The 15,952-nt window shown below is 70.7% G+C and carries 19 protein-coding genes; 13 read left to right on the top strand and 6 right to left on the bottom strand.

The window, feature by feature from the left end:
- Nucleotides 1-35: 35 nt before the first annotated feature.
- The 10 genes from OF380_RS14830 (at nucleotide 36) to OF380_RS14875 (ending at nucleotide 6,114) form a co-directional block, all read left to right on the top strand.
- Complete coding sequence (locus OF380_RS14830) at nucleotides 36-782, top strand: TlyA family RNA methyltransferase (protein WP_264045208.1); 747 nt, start codon at nucleotides 36-38, stop codon at nucleotides 780-782.
- On the top strand, nucleotides 779-2,035 hold the full coding sequence (locus tag OF380_RS14835) for a class I SAM-dependent RNA methyltransferase (RefSeq protein ID WP_264045211.1): 1,257 nt from the start codon (nucleotides 779-781) through the stop codon (nucleotides 2,033-2,035). The genes OF380_RS14830 and OF380_RS14835 overlap by 4 nt, the downstream gene beginning before the upstream one ends.
- Before the next feature lie 44 nt (nucleotides 2,036-2,079).
- Nucleotides 2,080-2,523: a hypothetical protein gene (locus OF380_RS14840; protein ID WP_264045213.1), complete on the top strand. Its 444-nt coding sequence runs from the start codon at nucleotides 2,080-2,082 to the stop codon at nucleotides 2,521-2,523.
- Nucleotides 2,524-2,741: 218 nt separating this feature from the next.
- Nucleotides 2,742-3,161 (top strand): hypothetical protein, encoded by a 420-nt coding sequence (locus tag OF380_RS14845; protein WP_264045215.1) that lies wholly within the window; start codon nucleotides 2,742-2,744, stop codon nucleotides 3,159-3,161.
- On the top strand, nucleotides 3,158-3,559 hold the full coding sequence (locus tag OF380_RS14850; protein ID WP_264045217.1) for a hypothetical protein: 402 nt from the start codon (nucleotides 3,158-3,160) through the stop codon (nucleotides 3,557-3,559). Before OF380_RS14845 ends, OF380_RS14850 begins: the two co-directional genes overlap by 4 nt.
- A gap of 86 nt (nucleotides 3,560-3,645) precedes the next feature.
- On the top strand, nucleotides 3,646-3,912 hold the full coding sequence (locus OF380_RS14855; protein WP_264045219.1) for a hypothetical protein: 267 nt from the start codon (nucleotides 3,646-3,648) through the stop codon (nucleotides 3,910-3,912).
- An 84-nt stretch (nucleotides 3,913-3,996) separates the two neighbouring features.
- Nucleotides 3,997-4,431 (top strand): DUF2934 domain-containing protein, encoded by a 435-nt coding sequence (locus OF380_RS14860; RefSeq protein WP_264045221.1) that lies wholly within the window; start codon nucleotides 3,997-3,999, stop codon nucleotides 4,429-4,431.
- 218 nt (nucleotides 4,432-4,649) lie between these two features.
- Nucleotides 4,650-4,937: a hypothetical protein gene (locus OF380_RS14865; RefSeq protein WP_264045223.1), complete on the top strand. Its 288-nt coding sequence runs from the start codon at nucleotides 4,650-4,652 to the stop codon at nucleotides 4,935-4,937.
- Nucleotides 4,938-5,031: 94 nt separating this feature from the next.
- The gene (locus OF380_RS14870; protein ID WP_264045224.1) at nucleotides 5,032-5,706 is read left to right on the top strand and encodes an HAD family hydrolase; all 675 of its coding nucleotides are present in this window, start codon (nucleotides 5,032-5,034) and stop codon (nucleotides 5,704-5,706) included.
- Nucleotides 5,707-5,904: 198 nt separating this feature from the next.
- Complete coding sequence (locus OF380_RS14875; RefSeq protein ID WP_264045226.1) at nucleotides 5,905-6,114, top strand: hypothetical protein; 210 nt, start codon at nucleotides 5,905-5,907, stop codon at nucleotides 6,112-6,114.
- A 47-nt stretch (nucleotides 6,115-6,161) separates the two neighbouring features.
- Here the strand turns inward: OF380_RS14875 and OF380_RS14880 are convergent, their stop codons facing one another.
- The 3 genes from OF380_RS14880 to OF380_RS14890 all read right to left on the bottom strand — a co-directional run bounded on the left by OF380_RS14880 (nucleotide 6,162) and on the right by OF380_RS14890 (nucleotide 7,468).
- Nucleotides 6,162-6,455 carry a hypothetical protein gene (locus OF380_RS14880; RefSeq protein ID WP_264045228.1) on the bottom strand — a complete coding sequence of 98 codons (294 nt, stop codon included), beginning with the start codon at nucleotides 6,453-6,455 and terminating at the stop codon, nucleotides 6,162-6,164.
- Nucleotides 6,452-6,844 carry a hypothetical protein gene (locus tag OF380_RS14885; protein ID WP_264045230.1) on the bottom strand — a complete coding sequence of 131 codons (393 nt, stop codon included), beginning with the start codon at nucleotides 6,842-6,844 and terminating at the stop codon, nucleotides 6,452-6,454. Before OF380_RS14885 ends, OF380_RS14880 begins: the two co-directional genes overlap by 4 nt.
- Nucleotides 6,845-6,964: 120 nt before the next feature.
- On the bottom strand, nucleotides 6,965-7,468 hold the full coding sequence (locus OF380_RS14890) for a peptide deformylase (protein ID WP_264045232.1): 504 nt from the start codon (nucleotides 7,466-7,468) through the stop codon (nucleotides 6,965-6,967).
- A 131-nt stretch (nucleotides 7,469-7,599) separates the two neighbouring features.
- Here OF380_RS14890 and OF380_RS14895 point away from each other — a divergent pair, with 131 nt between their 5' ends.
- On the top strand, nucleotides 7,600-7,788 hold the full coding sequence (locus tag OF380_RS14895) for a hypothetical protein (protein WP_264045235.1): 189 nt from the start codon (nucleotides 7,600-7,602) through the stop codon (nucleotides 7,786-7,788).
- A 3-nt stretch (nucleotides 7,789-7,791) separates the two neighbouring features.
- Here the strand turns inward: OF380_RS14895 and OF380_RS14900 are convergent, their stop codons facing one another.
- Complete coding sequence (locus OF380_RS14900; protein ID WP_264045237.1) at nucleotides 7,792-12,126, bottom strand: translocation/assembly module TamB domain-containing protein; 4,335 nt, start codon at nucleotides 12,124-12,126, stop codon at nucleotides 7,792-7,794.
- A 59-nt stretch (nucleotides 12,127-12,185) separates the two neighbouring features.
- Nucleotides 12,186-14,087 carry an autotransporter assembly complex protein TamA gene (locus OF380_RS14905; protein WP_264051338.1) on the bottom strand — a complete coding sequence of 634 codons (1,902 nt, stop codon included), beginning with the start codon at nucleotides 14,085-14,087 and terminating at the stop codon, nucleotides 12,186-12,188.
- Nucleotides 14,088-14,736: 649 nt separating this feature from the next.
- On the opposite strand from OF380_RS14905, the gene OF380_RS14910 reads away from it, so the two are divergent.
- A complete protein-coding gene (locus OF380_RS14910) occupies nucleotides 14,737-14,946 on the top strand; it encodes a cold-shock protein (RefSeq protein WP_264045239.1) in 210 nt (69 codons plus the stop codon).
- 212 nt (nucleotides 14,947-15,158) lie between these two features.
- On the top strand, nucleotides 15,159-15,533 hold the full coding sequence (locus OF380_RS14915) for a DUF6481 family protein (RefSeq protein ID WP_264045241.1): 375 nt from the start codon (nucleotides 15,159-15,161) through the stop codon (nucleotides 15,531-15,533).
- A 100-nt stretch (nucleotides 15,534-15,633) separates the two neighbouring features.
- Here OF380_RS14915 and OF380_RS14920 read toward each other — a convergent pair whose 3' ends face one another.
- Nucleotides 15,634-15,879, bottom strand: coding sequence for a hypothetical protein (locus OF380_RS14920; RefSeq protein ID WP_264045243.1), 246 nt, complete (start codon nucleotides 15,877-15,879; stop codon nucleotides 15,634-15,636).
- Nucleotides 15,880-15,952: the final 73 nt, after the last annotated feature.

Raw genomic sequence — 15,952 nt, forward strand, 5'->3', positions numbered from 1 at the left:
ACGGCCGGTCGGGTGGCGTGTCGTTGGACGTTGTGATGAATCGGGACCGGCTCAGGGCCGATCGGCTGCTGGTCGAGCAGGGCCATTTCGAGAGCCGCGCGCGGGCTCAGGCCGCCATCGCCGCCGGGCTGGTGCAGGCCGACGACCGCCCCGTGACGCGTGCCTCCGACCTGCTCGACCGCGATGCGCGCATCACCGCGCGCGCGCCGCATCCCTTCGTTTCGCGGGGAGGCCTCAAGCTGACCGCCGCCCTGGAGGCCTTCGGGTTCGATCCCGACGCCCAGACCTGTCTCGATGTCGGAGCCTCGACAGGGGGCTTCACCGATGCGCTCCTGAAGCGCGGCGCGGCGCATGTCTACGCCGTCGATGTCGGGCGCGACCAGCTTCACGCGGCGCTGCGGAGCGACCCGCGCGTCACGAGCCTGGAGGGTCGGGACATCCGGTCCCTCGACCGGGCGGAGATTCCGATCCCGCCCACGCTCTGCGCCATCGACGTGAGCTTCATCTCGCTGCGCCTCGTCCTGCCGGCGGTCCTGGCTTTGCTGGCACCGGGGGCCGCACTGGCTGCGCTCATCAAGCCGCAATTCGAGGCGGGCCGCGAGGGTGTCGGACGTGGCGGGATCGTTCGCGATCCGGAGATCCACGCGGCGGTGTGCGACGGGCTGCGGGACTTCATCGAAGCGTCGGGGATGCGTGTCCTCGGCCTGATCCCATCCCCCGTGACGGGGGGCGACGGCAATCGCGAGTTCCTGATCGGGGCGCGCCTGGATTCGACATCATGACCGAGACGACCACCGAAACCCTGGAGATCGTTCGCCTGGGCGCCCGCGGCGATGGCATGGCGGAGGACGGAACCCCCGTCGCCTTCGCGCTGCCGGGGGAACGCGTGACGATCCGGCGTGAGGGCGGGCGCGGACACCTGCAGACGGTCGAGCGGACCTCGCCGGATCGCATCACACCGTTCTGTCCGTATTTCGGGACCTGCGGCGGCTGCGCCGTGCAGCACCTCGCGGCGGGACCCTACGCCGCGTGGAAGCACGGCCAGCTCGTCCAGGCCCTGTCCCAGGCCCGGCTCGAGGTGCAGCCCGAGGCGATGATCGATGCGCGGGGAGAGGGACGCCGCCGCCTCACCCTGCACGTGCGCGCCGGGGAGGGCGGAGCCCGCGTCGGGTTGATGGCCGCGCGCAGCCACGACCTCGTCGCGATCGACCATTGCCCCATCACCGTGCCGATGCTGCACCGGGCCCCCGAGATCGCGGGCGCCCTGAGCGCGCCCCTCGGGCACGGACGGAAACCCCTCGACGTCGCGTTCACGGCGACGGAGGCGGGCCTCGACGTGGACATCCGGGGGCACGGTCCGATCGCCGAAGGGGTTCGGGCGGTGCTGGTGCGCCTCGCGGCCGAACTCGATCTCGCGCGCCTGTCGCTGCACGGGGAGGTGCTGGTGGAGCGCCGTGCACCCGCCGTGACGAGCGCAGGGCTGCGGCTGGTCCCGCCGGCGGGCGGCTTCCTGCAGGCCACGGAGGCCGGCGAGGCCGTCCTGGCCGGCGCGGTCGTGGCTGCCCTCGACCGGAAGACGAAGCGCGTGGTCGACCTGTTCTCCGGCGCCGGTCCCTTCACCCTCGCCATGGCGCAGACCCGCGACGTGCACGCGGTGGAGGGGGAGGCCGCCGCCCTGGCGAGCCTCGACCGGGCGGTTCGGGCGGTGCCGGGTCTGCGTCGCGTCACGACGGAACGCCGCGACCTGTTCCGAAGGCCCCTCCTGCCCCTCGAACTGGAGGCCTACGACGCCGTGGTCTTCGATCCCCCGCGGGCGGGGGCGGGGGCCCAGGCGGTCCGGATCGCCGAATCGAAGGTGCCGCTGGTGATCGGCGTGGCCTGCGATGTCGGCACGTTCTCCCGCGATGCCGCCGCCCTCGTCGCCGGAGGCTACACATTGGAGCAGGTCACCCCCATCGATCAGTTCGCGTATTCCGGCCATGTCGAGGTGGTCGGCGTGTTCCGACGTCCCCGCCCGGCGCGCAGGCGCCTGTAGCGCGGAAGCTCGACAAAGCCGCGCCGGCCCCTAGCTCTCATCGCATGCGTACGCTGATCCTCGCCCTCGGACTCGTGGCCCTGACCGCCCCCGCCAGGGCGGATGCCTGCGGCGACCTCATCGAGCGCGTGGTCGCGAGCACCGAGGCGCGCGTCGTGAAGCGCACGGCGGATTTCGCCGAGTTCACGGCGGCCGAAGGCATCGGTCTGACGCTCGCCTGCGGCGAGCTCTCGTCGGTGGGCGTCCAGTTCCGGGGGCCGAGCCTGCCCGCCGGGTATTTTCCGTTGTTCGGCCGCGCCGGACACGCGACCACGGGCATCTCCGCCAGCGAGATCGAGGCAGCGGCGGTCAAGGCGCGTGAGAACGCCGTCACCACCCGGCACAGTCACGTGGATGCCGGGACGGCCCTCGTCACCTGTTCGGTCTCGAACTACGGCGCCGGTCTGGTGACCGCCTGCGCTGTGATCGACAAGGCCGACCGATCCTGAGCCCGGGTCATGAGCGCATCGCGAGCACCATGTAACCCGAAAAGGCGAGGGCGGCGGCCATCAGAAGGTAGACATTGGGTTCCATCGGGCCCTGTTAGGTGCGGCGCACAACGCGGTCGAGGGGACCCTCTGCCGCTGCGGCATCCCGTGCGCTTCAGACCCTGTTAACCCTGTTGGCCTGAACGTTCCGGTGCGCCGACGATCCCACCGAGGAGCCGATGCCCCCCTCCATCCGCCTCGTAAGCGCGTCCTTTCTGGTGATCGCCGGTAGCCTGACCGGGTTCATGCCTGCTATCTCCGAGTTCGTGGTCACGCCGGCTCGGGCGCAGGAGCCGCTGTTCCTGCGCATTCGCCCGGCCGGGGAAACCTCCGTCGGCTCCGGCGGCGCTGGTCCGTCGGACGAGGAGATCGCCCGGGCGGCCCGCGCACGCAGCGAGGCGGTCTGGCAGCGGGCCGAGCAGCGGTCCCGCATCGCCATCGCGTCGGTCTGCACGGGGTGCCTCACCGCCCCGCGTCCGGCCGAACCCGGCCCCGCTCCGCGATCCCCGGTTCGCCCGGAGGCGGCCGAAATCATTCCCGCCGCGGCCGAAGATCCGGTCGCCACCCCCGTTCCCTCTTCACAGGCAGACGCACCATGACGCAGTCTCACCCGACCAGCGGCGCCGTTCCGGATCCGGATTGCCCGGTCTCCCTCGAACTCCTGGGCCAGGTCTACCGGGCCGATGCGGACGACCTGCCGGAGATCCTGGCGGCCATGTCCACCACCACCCGGGCGCGCCTCGCGGTCTATCTCTACGGCAAGAGCCACATGCACCAGCTCGGCCTGCGGGTCGCGCGCGAGTGCGAGCGTGAGGATCTCGTGCGCGTCGCCGACGAGATCGGCTCGGTGGTCTATGGCCAGTCACGGCTGAAGCCCGCCCGCCCGGCAACGCCGAGCCCGGCCGCCGCGCCGCCGAAGAAGATCAGCCTCGGTGGCTCGGGCACGAAGAAGATCAGCCTCGGCGGCTCGGGCGCCAAGAAGCACCTCTTCGACTGATGGATTCCTGGTCTCGGCGACGCGGTATCGCGCCGGGATCCGCAAGCGTGACAGGGGCCTGAAGACCGCCCCGGGAGAGATGCGGCATGTTCGGTTCGTGGTGGAAGCTCGGCATGGACGCGACCCTGCTCGCCATGGAATCGCAGCAGGTCATCGGCCTGCGCTTGGCCATGCTGGCGGTGGGCGATGCCGCCGCCCAGGCTGAGGCGCAGCGCATGGTCAGTGAGAAGATCATAGCGGCCAACGAGGCCGCCCTGCTCATTGCGATGGGCGGGTCCACGGCCCGTGTCGTCGCGGGCTATCGGCGGAAGGTCCGGTCGAACGTCCGACGCCTGTCGAAGCGTTCGCTGTAATGCGCCAGGGCCGGTTAACCCTGCCTTAACCACGCGCTCCCATCCTCGCCCCGAACGTCGGACCGTGGGACCAGGGAGCTTGTGATGACCCACTTCGAACATCAGGTGCGGGAACGCGCCTACTACATCTGGGAAGACGAGGGCCGGGTCCTCGGTCGCGCCGAGGACCACTGGCTGCGGGCCGAGACGGAGCTGCAGGCCCGCGCGTCGGCCGAGCCCGTCCTGATCCAGGCCGTTCCGCCCGCCCTGACCCTCTCCGCCAGTCCCGCCGAGGTGCTGAAGGCCAAGCCGAGCCGGGCCCGGTCGGCGGCCGCCAAGGTCGACGCCAAGGCCGAAGCCGCCACGAAGGCGGTCGCCGTGCCGGTCGCGAAGCCCGCGAAAGCAGCGGCCAAGGCACCCGCTAAGACACCCGCCAAGGTTGCTGCGAAGCCGGCGGGCAAGTCCGCCGCTCCGAAGTCCGTAGCGCCGAAGGCTGCTGCCCGTCCGCGCGCGGCCGAGTCGGCAGCGACGGTCCACTGAGCAGCCGGGGCGCTCTGGCGGAATCCGCCCGACGCGTCCCCAATCTGCGAGCATCGAGACCATTGAGCCCGCGCTCCGCCACCGGAGTGCGGGCTCTCGCGTTTCCCGCCCCGCACGAACCCGGATCGGAACGAAACCGAACCTTTGCGGTTGTCCGCGCAACAGCGATCGCCTGCGGCCTGGCTCGGCGGCGGCGCATTCCGTTCCGCGAGGCTTCCATGAAGACGACGTTGTCTACCCTGCTCGCGCTCAGCATCGCCGGGCTGCCCCTCGGCGCGGTGGCCGGAAACCTCGACCCGCAGGGTGCGCCGTTCATTCACGAGGTGGACGCGTCCGGCAACATCGGCGGACGGGCCCCGTGGAGCCGCGGTTGGGAATACGACTCGGGCAGCGACAACGATCGCCGCCCCGAGCTGCCCTACTATCAGCAGGGGCGCGGCCAGCAGACGGGCGGTCCGGCCCGCAATCTGCTGCCGGATGACGGCTTCCACATCTTCCCGCGCTGAGGCCGGCGCCACCGCGAGCGGCGGAGTCTTCCGCCGGTTCGCCCGCCTGGCCCGGGACGCAGCTTTCCGGGTCGAATCCATCACGGAAGACGTCATGCCCAAGACCGTTCAGGCGGTGATCTTCGATATCGACGGTACGCTGCTCGACAGCGTGGACCTCCACGCGCAGGCCTGGGTCGACGCCTTCGCGCATTTCGGAGTGACCGTCTCGCATGGCGACGCCCGGAGTCAGATCGGAAAGGGCGGTGATCAGCTCCTGCCGGTCTTCCTGGACGACGCCCGCGTGGACCGCGAGGGCGAGGAGATCGAGGCTTATCGGTCGGACCTGTTCAAGCGGAATTACCTTCCGCAGGTGAAGTCGTTTCCCGGCGTCCCGGACCTGTTCCGTCACCTGCGTTCCGAGGGTCTGACCATCGCGCTCGCCTCGTCCGGCAAGGCGGAGGAGGTGGAGCATTATCAGACGCTCCTGGGGATCGAGGGGATGGCGGATGTCGTGGTGACCTCCGACGACGTCGAGCGTTCGAAACCCTTCCCCGATATCTTTGCGGCCGCTCTCGACAAGCTCGCCCCGATCCGCGCGGAGGCCGCGCTGGTGATCGGCGATACCCCCTACGATGCCCAGGCCGCGACCAAGGCCGGGATCCGCACGATCGGTGTGCTCTGCGGCGGCTTCCCGGAGGCCAGCCTGAACGAGTCGGGATGCATCGCGATCTACCGTGATCCTCAGGACATCCTCGACGGCTATCGTGATTCACCGATTGCCAGCTAGGGCAGGGCGACTTGGCAGGCGACCACGCGAACACCAGATCATCCCCACTTTTCGAGACGAAACACGTTTTGTTCCCGTCCGCAGGGCTGGATTGCGTGCCGGCTATGGATAGATGGCAAATAACCCTGGCGCGGGCGCCGGGGATGGCGTAGCGAGCCGGCCGTGATCGCGACGGATCACGCCATGGATTCGCGGATCATGCCTCAGCCGGCCCCTTCGAACCTGAAAACTGAACTCTCGAGCGAGGCGACGCCGCTCCAGGTCCAGATCCGCTCGGCGGTCGAGGACCGTACGACGCCGATCAGTCGCCTGCTGCGGCTGATGTCCGCCCTCGATGCGGACGCCACCGCGAACGAGAACCTGCGGCACGTCCTCCGCGCACGGATCGGCGCACCCCTCAGCGTCTGAAGCGACCGAGTCTGATCACCGCCGGGTCCCGTCCCGGCTGTTGCGTTCTACGGCCAGATCCACGCGCAGGCGCTTTCGCCGGTGACGGACAGGCACTCGTAGGGCGCCCCGCCCACCATCGCCCGGTGCTCGGCCGCAGCGATCCGCCCGCGCGGGACCAGGCGGCACCCTGGATGACTGGGAAGGGCGGTTTCCGCCACCGCCCGCTCACCGGTACTCATCAGCACCCGCAGGTTGACCAGAGTGTCGCAGGCGAGGACCTGAGCGAGTGGCTCCGACCGTAGGGGTGAACCGACCCCTACCAGTGCTGCGACGATCCAGATGCGCAAAGGGGCCGTCATCGGCGGGGCTTTTCCGCTGCCCGGGACTTCTCGCCAGCGCGCGCCTTCGTGGGCGGCTGGCTGAGGTTCACTGCGCCGGCCACGACCCAATGGCAGACACTGGTGCTGCGCAGGGACAGGCAATCGTAGTCGCTGCCGTTCAGGCTCAGGCGCTCCTGCAGGGCGGTGATCGCGTCCCGCGCCAGCACCGCGCAACCGAGATGATCCGCCTTGTCGTCACCGAGGATCGCCGCCGCGACCGTCGTATCCGCCTTGGTCTGCCGCATCAGGAGGCGCAGATTCACCAGGGAGGGGCAGCCGATGACGGGAGCCGGTCCCGCCGCCTCGGCGGTTGGGGAAGCTCCTGCGGCCAGCAACAGGGCGATGCCGATCAGGCGAAGGGGGGACATCTCGGACCTCTGTCGACGCGCCGGGTGTGCGTTCTCGGCCCACCATACGGCGGATCGCCGACCCTGCTGCAGCAGCAATTAGGGCGGATATGGGTCCGAAACACGGGTGTCCTCGCTGAGTCAGCCGGCCACGCGGCGCAGCTTTGCGAACCGCTTGAGTGCCCTGTCGCGACGCAGGCGTGAGAGCCGGTCGATCCAGAAGATGCCGTCGAGCTGATCGACCTCGTGTTGCAGGCAGGCTGCGCGAAATCCCTCCGCTTCCTCCTCGTGCTCGACCCCGGACAGGTCGCTGAAGCGGACACGTACCCGCACGGCCCGATCGACCGTTTCCACGATCCCCGGCATCGAGACGCTGCCCTCCGTCTGCGGGCCGCGCTCGTCGGATGTCCAGACGATCTGGGGATTGACGTAGATCGTCGTCGGCGCGCCGGGCTCCATGCGCAGGACCACGACCCGCTGCAGCAACCCGATATGCGGCAGGGTCAGGCCGAGGGCGGAGACCGCCTGCATCACCGCTTCGAGGTCGGCGACGGATTGCCGAAGGCTCGCATCGAAGGCGGTCACCGGCTCCGCGACGTGGCGCAGGCGGGGGTCGGGATAGAGGAGGAGGGATGCGGCTGACACCGTTATGGTCCGAGGGTTGGAGTGTTCACGCCTGCGCGAGCGCACGTGGGGCTGGCTCGGGAAACGGCCTCGTGGCGCACTCCTTGCGGCCGGAGAGGCTCGCGCCGCTGGAAACGCCTCCGGGAGACACAATGATCGATCATCGTCCCGAATCCCGATCCGAGGGCGCCGAGGGCCGACGCGCCGGCATCGGCGACGCCGGCGGGATCCTCCTGCTGATGTTGACGACCCTGCTCGGACTCCTCTGGGCGATCGTGCTGGTCACCCATTTCCACGCCCCCTTGAGCAGCGTCGGCCAGTCGCTTTGGCTGACGCGTTGAGGATCAGTACTCCCACTCGGCCCCGACGCCCACGGCGGTGCGGCCGTCGCTGCCGGCTTCGCCCTGGATCTTGATCCGCCGCGTCACGTCGTAATCCACCGTCGCGGCGGTGTCGGCGGGCTTGGCCCCTGCCTTGACGCCGACGCTGAGGCGGTCGCTGAGGTAGCGCGAGGCGCCCAGAGCCGGCCCGCCGCTGGCACCCGTCGAGACGTCGAGGCTGTCGAGCCCGAGACCCTTGCGTGCCTGCTCGAACACATCGACGCCGCCGGCCCCGCCGGAGAACTGCGCCACGGCCTGTGCGAGTTGGAGGGCCTGGAACGGCGACAGGCCGCCCGACGCCTTCTTGAAGAGCAGCCGCGACAGGACCTCGTCCTGGGGCAGGCTCGGGTCGGAGGTCAGCAGGAAGCTCGGTTGATTGGCCGGTCCGGTGACGGCGATGCGCGCGGTGACCTCGGCCGCCTTGGTCTCGGCGACGAAATCGAGGTCCGGAGCTGCGATCTCGCCGCCGAACGTGAGGCGTCCCCGGGTAAAGTCCAACCGCTGGCCGACCACGCTGAGGCGGCCGCGCCGCATCTCGAAGGCGCCGTTCGCCACGGGATCCCGCGACGAACCGGTGAGGCGCAGCGATCCGCCGAGCTCGGCGTCGATGCCGCGCCCGCGCACGAAGATCCGGTTCGGCGCATTCACCGCGATGTCGAGGGTGGCGTCGAAGGGCGGTGCCGGCTTCCTCCCCTTGCGGCCGAGGGCGGCGACCTGAGCCCGGCGATCCGCCCGCGCGGCGAGGCGCGCGCGGACCTCCGGCGGCGTGTTGACCCGTCGGATCTCGGGCAGGGGCTGCACGGTGGCGGGCAGGCGGTCCGGCACGGAGACATCGACGGAGGCGAGATCGATCCGCCCGGCGACCTTCGGGGTCCGGGCGAGGGGGCCGGTCAGAGCGAGGTTCAGGCTCGCGACAGCCGTCATCAGCGGGCTGGACACGAGTTCGGCCCGCTCGGCCGAGACTCGCAGGGAGCCCGGAAAGCCGGCCGCCGGGTCGAGCGCCACGCGTCCGTCGCCCCGCAGGGTGCCGCCGTTGCGGGTCAGCGCGGTCAGGCGCTCCACCACCAGGGTATCGCCACGCCCTGTGACGCGCCCCTCGATGTTGGTCAGCCGGATGCCCTGGAGCGGATCGGTGAACGAACCGCCCGTCAGGGTTGCGACGCCCTCGGCGCGGGGTGCCGCGAGGTTGCCGGAAACGCCGGCATCGATGGCGATGCGCCCAGCGACGCGCTGGCCTCCGACGCTCAGGAGGCTGTTCGCCAGCGCCAAGTCGAGCGTGCCGCGCAGCTTCAAGGCCAGCGCGCCGCCCGCCGCGATGGGAAGCGAGCCGCCGATGGTCATCTCGGCGCCGCGCCCGGCCGAGACACGGCCGTCGATCCCGGCACGTCCCTCGGAGACCGTTCCGCTGGCTCGGGCCTCGATCGGGGGCAGACCGGCCTTGCGGGTCTCCGGCGTGACGAGGCGGGCGACGGTCAGCGCGTAGCGCCCCTCCGGCCGTTCGGCGGGCCCGCGCAGGTCGGCATCACCGTCGAGAGTGCCCGTCACCGCGAGGCTCGGGGAGGCGATGCGGGCCAGTGCGAGAGGCAGGGCACGGATGCCGACCTTGAGGTCGAGGGTCTGGCCGGCGCGCCCGGAAATGCTGACGCGACCGCCGCCGGCGGCCACCACCAGGTTGTCGATGACGGCCGATCCGCCGTCGAGTGTCACGCTGGCGGGGTTCGCCAGGGCCAGCCGGTCCCCTCCGCGTGCGGCGGAGAACCGGGCGAGTTCGATCCGGGTACGCTCTCCCGGCACGAGGCGTGCGGCGCCGTCGAGGTCGAAGCCCCGCGCCTTGGCCGAGAGCGTGATGTCGCTGGCGTTCGGCGAACCGATGGCGGAGAGGCGTATCGTATCGAGGCTTTCCCCCGCCGCGACGAGGCGGTCGGCATTCACGCGTCCGTCGATCACCGGTCGGCCGCGCAGGTCGCGCCCGGTGAGGTCGGAATCGAGGCGGGACAGGCCGAATTCACCGGCACGCAGCGACGTGCCCTTCGCCCGGAGCGCGGCATCCTGCCGGCCGCCATCGCGGGACAGGGTGATGGCGGCGTCCACGCTGCCGCCCAAGGGCGTCAGGGCGAGAGGGGAGAGGTCGTCGAGGTTGCCGGCCGCCAGGGTAAGCGCCGCTTGCGTCAGGAGGGTGCGGGCGTCGATGGCCGCGCTGCCGTCGAGGGCGACGGAGCCGAGCCGGAAGGCCAGCCGGTCGAGCGACCATGCATCTCCCGCCCCCCGGGCGAGGTGTGCGTCGCCGCGCAAGGGCTTCCCGCCGACATCGCCGGACAGGCGGACGGTGCCATCGAGGGCGCCGGTGAGGTCCGTAAGGGCGGCGTCCAGGCGCAGATCGCGCAGGGGCCGTCCGAGGGCGCGGGCCGCGTCCGCCGTCAGCGTGGCGGCGAGGTCCGGCTTCTCCAGGGTGCCGCTGAGGCGTCCGTCGAGGAGCGCGCGGCCGGCGAGCTTCGGATCGAGGGTCGAGAGATCCTTGAGGTCGACGATCAGCTTGGCGTCCGCCACCCGCGCCGTGGCGCGGCCCTCCAGGCGTCCTACGACCTCCGCGCCCTCGAAGCGTGCGCCGTCGAAGGCGTAGCCGTCATAGACCTGCGAGAGGCGTCCGCTGAAGCGCGGTGCCCGGCCGAGGGTCCGATCCAGGGCGGGGATCGAGAGGGCGAGCCCGCTCGTGCGCAGGTCCACATCCGCCGAGACCGCCTTGCGGGCGGGATCGCCCGTCAGGGCGGCCCGCGCCGTGAGCGCCCCGGCGAGGGGCCTGCCGGCCATTTCCGAGAAGGCCGCGAGATCGGACAGCGCCGCATCGACTGTTCCGGTGAGGGTGTTCTGCCCGATCCGGCCCGCATAGGACGCTCGGGCCGTCGGTCCGTCGAGGTCGAGGCGGGTGACGTCGAGGACGTTGTCCGGCTGGAGCGTGCCGCGGAAGGTGAGGGCCGCCCGCGATCCGATCGCCCGCCGCAGGGCCGGGTCGGCGAGGCGAAGGCCCTCCACCTTGGCGTCGGCCGAGAGCGCGAAGCGGGCCGCGCCGGGCTCCGGTCCGGTGGGCAGCATCGCCAGGATGGCGTCGACCCGCTCCAGAGCGCTGCCGTCCGCCCGCAGGCCGGCGGCCTTGAGGGTGCCGTTCACGGTCGGCCGGGCGATGGGTCCCTTCAGGCTGCCGTCGAAGGCGAGGCTGTCGAGTTCGGCATCGGCCGCCCGGGTAACGCCTCCGTCGGTCGGCAGCGCGCGCGCGGAGACGAGAAAGTCGGCGACGCGGTCGGCGCCGAGCGTGCCGCGCGCGTCGAGGCGCGCCGTGCGGGACGTGAGTTCGAGCCGGTCGATGCCGAAGGCGCCGCTATCGGCGAAGCGCAGGCCCCCTTCGAGCTTGGTGGTGCCGGAGAAGATCGCCGCAGCCGGGCCTGGCAGCAGGGCCTCGATGCGCGAGGCGAGATCCAGGGCGAGCCGGCGCTCGGCCCCGATCCGCGAGATGCGGGCGGTCCCCTTGGCGCCGAGGTCGGGGCCGGCATCGAGATCGAGACGCGCGTTCCAGGCGTCGAGGGTGCCGCGTCCGTCGAGGTCGAGGTTGATCGGGGGGGTGCCGGGGATGTTGGCCGCCTTCGAGAGCAGGCCACCGGCGGGCTCCACAAGGGTGGTCCTGAGTTCCAGGACCTCCCCCTTCGGCACGAACAGCAGCCGGGCGCCGAAGCGTCCCCCGGCATCCAGGCGGCGCACGTCGAGGTCGAGGTCCAGCCCCTCGGAGGGCGCGCCGAGTTTGGCGCGCCCTTCGGCTGCGAGCCGGGCGGATTGGCCCGCCAGCGCTTCGCCCAGGATGAGTTCCGCAAGCTTGAACGCCTTGACCTCGACCTTGACCGGCAGGTCCGGCAGCAGGGAGCCGTCCGGCTCCGGGGTCGCGGAGACCGGGGCGGGGAGGGGGCGCCGAAGGACTTCCAGGCGTCCGACCTCCAGGCTCTCCACCTCGAGGCGGCCCGACAGCAGGGCGAGGCGCCGCCAGACCAGGCGCGCCCGGTCGAGCTTCAGCCAGACGCCGTTCGCGTCGCTGATCGCCACGTCGCGGATCGTGGCGTCCGACGAGAGGGCGCCGTCGACGGCGCCGATGGCGACCCGCGAGCCCGGTGTGGACAGGGCCCGCGACAGCAGGCCGCCGAGCACGGTCTTCTCGCCGTCGTCCGCATGGGTCAGGGTGGCCTGGCTCGCGGCGAATACCGACAGGCACAGGAGCACCGCGACGACGCGCACCCTCCCGAACTTCTTCGCGACCATCCGCGCCGCCCGAGGAGGGCGGGCCGGTGCCCATGCGCTCAGTGCGGTCCGCAAGCCCATCAGAACGACTGCCCCAGGCTGATGTAGAGGGCCACGGGGCGCTCGTGATTGCCCTTGATGCGGTCCATCGGGAAGGCGACATCGACGCGGATCGGACCGATGCCGGTGTAGTAGCGCAGCCCCAGGCCGACGGCGTAGCGGATGCGCTCGTCGAAATCGGGCAGGCTTCCGGCGAACGCCGTGCCGGCATCGATGAACGGCACCACGCCGATCGTGTCCGTGACCTTGATGCGCGCCTCCACCGACGCTTCGAGAAGGCTGCGCCCACCGATCGGCAGGTTGAAGGGGCCGCGCGGCCCGAGCGTCCGATAGGGGAAGCCACGCACCGACCCGCCGCCGCCGGCGAAGAAGCGGATATTGGCGGGGATGTCCTCGAGGTTCGCCCCCGAGATCGAGCCGAAGCCGATGCGCCCGGCCAGGATGTAGCGGCCCTCGTCGTCGAAGGCGTAGTAGGTCGAGCCCTGCGCCTTGGCGACGAAGATCGAGGGGTTCGAGCCCAGGAACCCCGCATAGGGCGTGGCCGAGGCGGTGAGGCGCACGCCTTCGGTCGGGTCGAGCAGGTTGTCCGTCGAATCGTAGGAGACCGACAGCGGAACGCCCACGAGGCGGTAATCGACCTTGCCCAGCGCGTCCTGCGAGCGGCCGGCCTGACCATCGACGCCGATCTGCGCGAAGAAGGTGTCCGAGAACCGGTGGCGCAGGGCGACCGTGCCCCCGGCCGCGTCGCTGACGTAGGATTGCTGCGCCTCGCGACCCGCGAAGACGTTGGCGACGAGGTCGTTGCGCGTGCCCCACAGAGCCGGCTTGACGAAGGTGGCGGAGACCCGCCCGCCCAGTCCGTTCGAATCGATGCCGGCCGCCTTGCGCTGCTTGGCGTAGAGATCGTTGCCGAGATAGTAGATGTCGGCGTCGAGCCGCAAGGTCTCGCCCCCGCCGAACAGGTTGCGGTTGGCGTAGTAGGCCCGGATACCCGGTCCGTCCACGGTGGAGAACCGGGCGGCGACGCCGATCAGGTTCCGCTCGCGCTCGGTGACGTCCACGAAGATCGGCAGGTTGCCGGCGGCGTCCAGGGTCTCGCCCTCGCGCACGCGGATCGAGCCGAGGCCCTCGACCTTGGCCACGAAGCGCCGGATGTCCGACACGGCCTTCGGGGAATAGGGATCGCCCGGCTCGGCATAGATGAACGAGCGGACGACGGCGGGGTCGATGTCCCGGGTGCCGCGGACCGCCACGTCGCCGAGGCCGGCGATCGGCCCCGGCTCGATCGTATAGGTCACGTCCATGACATGGGCGGCATCGTCCACGACCGGATCACGCGACGCCGCCTTGGCGAAGGGGTGACCGAGGGCGCGGAAGCGATCCACGATCTTCGCCTCGCGGGCGAGAACGGTGGCGGAGCGTGCGGGCACGTCTGCGCCGACCCGCGTGAAGCGCTCGGGCAGGATCTCGTCGGGGACGGCATTGCCCCGTGCATCGCGCACCGCGATGGTGCGGAGGGTGTAGAGCGGCCCGGGGTCGACCACGACCTTGACGGGCACCAGGGCCCGCGCCCGCGAGGCTTCCGCCGCCCCCGCCGCCGTCACCACGCTGGCTTCCCCGGCCAGCGCCACGCCGTCGATGCGGATCGCGACTTTGCCCTGATAATAGCCGTAGCCGGAGAGCACGTCGGCCAGCCGGCGCAGGTCGGCCTCGGCGCGGCGCACCAGCCCCTCGCCATCGGGCGGTGCCTCCTGGCGCAGGCGGTAGAGGGTCGACGTGTCCTGGAGCGCCCGCAGCACGTCGTCGTCATCGACGCCCTGGAATTTCACCGTATAGGGCAAGGCGTCGGCACTGGGTGCCGGTGGCTCCGCCTCCGAGCCGAACAGGCCGAACAGGTCGAAGGCCGCCGCCGGCGCGGCCATGAGCGTGGCACCGACCAAGCCACCGGCCAGGCCGGCGGCGAGCGGCCACGCCGCGCGCGCGAATTCCACCGTCGATCCGCCGCGGACACGCCCCCGAATCCGCCTCACGAATCGACATTCCGGCAAAGCGATCGCAGCGTCGGCACCGGCCCGAGGCCGTTCTGCCACCGCATTCCGCACACCCTCATCCCATCCCCGTCCTTGCCCCGGCGCCATGATCCGGCCGGGGCGTGTCAAAGCCGTTAAGTCGGCGCGGGCGCGGCCATGCCACGCGTCAGGTTATCGGCCGGACACCCGCGCGGCAACCTCGGCGGGAAGTCGCATCCCCGTACAATACACGATCCACCGTCCGCTGGATCACCCCGACGCCGGGTGCTGGCGGTTTCGTGACGATTCCGGGAACTCGGCCCGCGCTGGCGCCTTGTCCAGGCGTCGCAGGATTCCCAAACTATAACCATCGCGCCACGGCCGGTATTGAACCGGGTTCATCACGCATCACCCGTCGCGACTGCTTTGCAGCACGACGGAATGCGCGTGACATCGATCCCATCCCAGTCCGACGACCCTGCGCCACGGGTTACCGCGCGTCCGCGCGCGGGTTCCGGGCAGACGATGGCAGGCAAGGCAACGCTCGAAGGAGACGATCACCATGAGCACGGGTACCGTGAAATGGTTCAACGAAACCAAGGGTTACGGCTTCATTCAGCCGGATGACGGCGGCAAGGACGTCTTCGTCCACATCTCGGCCGTGGAACGCGCGGGCATGCGGAACCTGATCGAGGGTCAGAAGGTCTCGTACGAGATCGAGAACGACCGCCGTACGGGCAAGCAATCGGCTGGCAATCTCCAGTCGGCTTGATCTCGCCTCCGGTGCCGGACTGCTGAGGCACGGATTCAACATCGCGCCGGAAGCCGCTCTCACGTAGGGCGGCTTCTGTTGCGTCGCGGCGGCCCATCATGCATTGGGCTGCTGCGACTTGAATTTCACCTGCTTTCCTGATTTCCCCCACGGCCCGTGCCGCGCGTGCTCAACGCCGGATGCGGAGCGACAGACCACATGAGAAAGGTCAGATGAGCGCCTTCGACTACAGGAATTTTGACGACCGCCGCAAGAACTCCCTCAGCGCCAAGCAGATGCTGCTGGAAAAATTCAAAGCCCGTCCGGCGCCGGACGATCCGGAGATGATCGCCAAGGCACGTGCCCGCGCCGAAGTCTCCCGCGCCCGCGAAGAGCGCGCCCGCGAGCGGGAAGCAGCCCGGATCGCAGCCGAGAAGGCCGCCGCCGAGGAGAAGCGCGCGCGCGAGGAGGCGGAACTCGCTGCCCAGATCGCCCGCGAGGAGGCGGAGGCCCTGGCTGCGGCCGAGCGCAAGGCCGCCGAACTCGCCGAGAAGAAGGCCCAGCGCGACGCGCGCTACGCGGCCCGCAAGGCGAAGGCGCGTCGTTGAGCCGAAAGGTTTGACGGGGTGCGGTCCCCGGGACGGGGATCGCGAAGGCCGTAGGGTCGGCGCTCGGCGCCGGCCCTTTCTTCGTCGCTACGCCGCTCGGTCAGGCCTCGGTCTCGCCCTCGGCGGTCTCAGCGGCCTCGTGACCCTCGGCCTGCGGCTCGGCCTTGTCGCCAGCCTCATCCTCAGGGCGCGGACCCGCCTTGAACGTGCGACGGGGCGTATTGCTGCGCTTGTTCTGGATCGGCTTCTCGATCGCACCGAGGCGCTCGGACAGAAGCTTGGCACGCTCGTTGAAGTCGTTGGTCGAGCGCGATTGGGATGCACCACTCTTGAACGCGTTTGCCACTGGGGCCTCTTGGAGTTGCCCAGGGCACGGGGTCGTGCGGGGTTGCCCCCTCCTAGCACGCCTGCATCCCGGC

Source organism: Methylobacterium sp. FF17, from assembly GCF_025813715.1.
GTDB classification, from domain to species: Bacteria; Pseudomonadota; Alphaproteobacteria; order Rhizobiales; family Beijerinckiaceae; genus Methylobacterium; species Methylobacterium flocculans.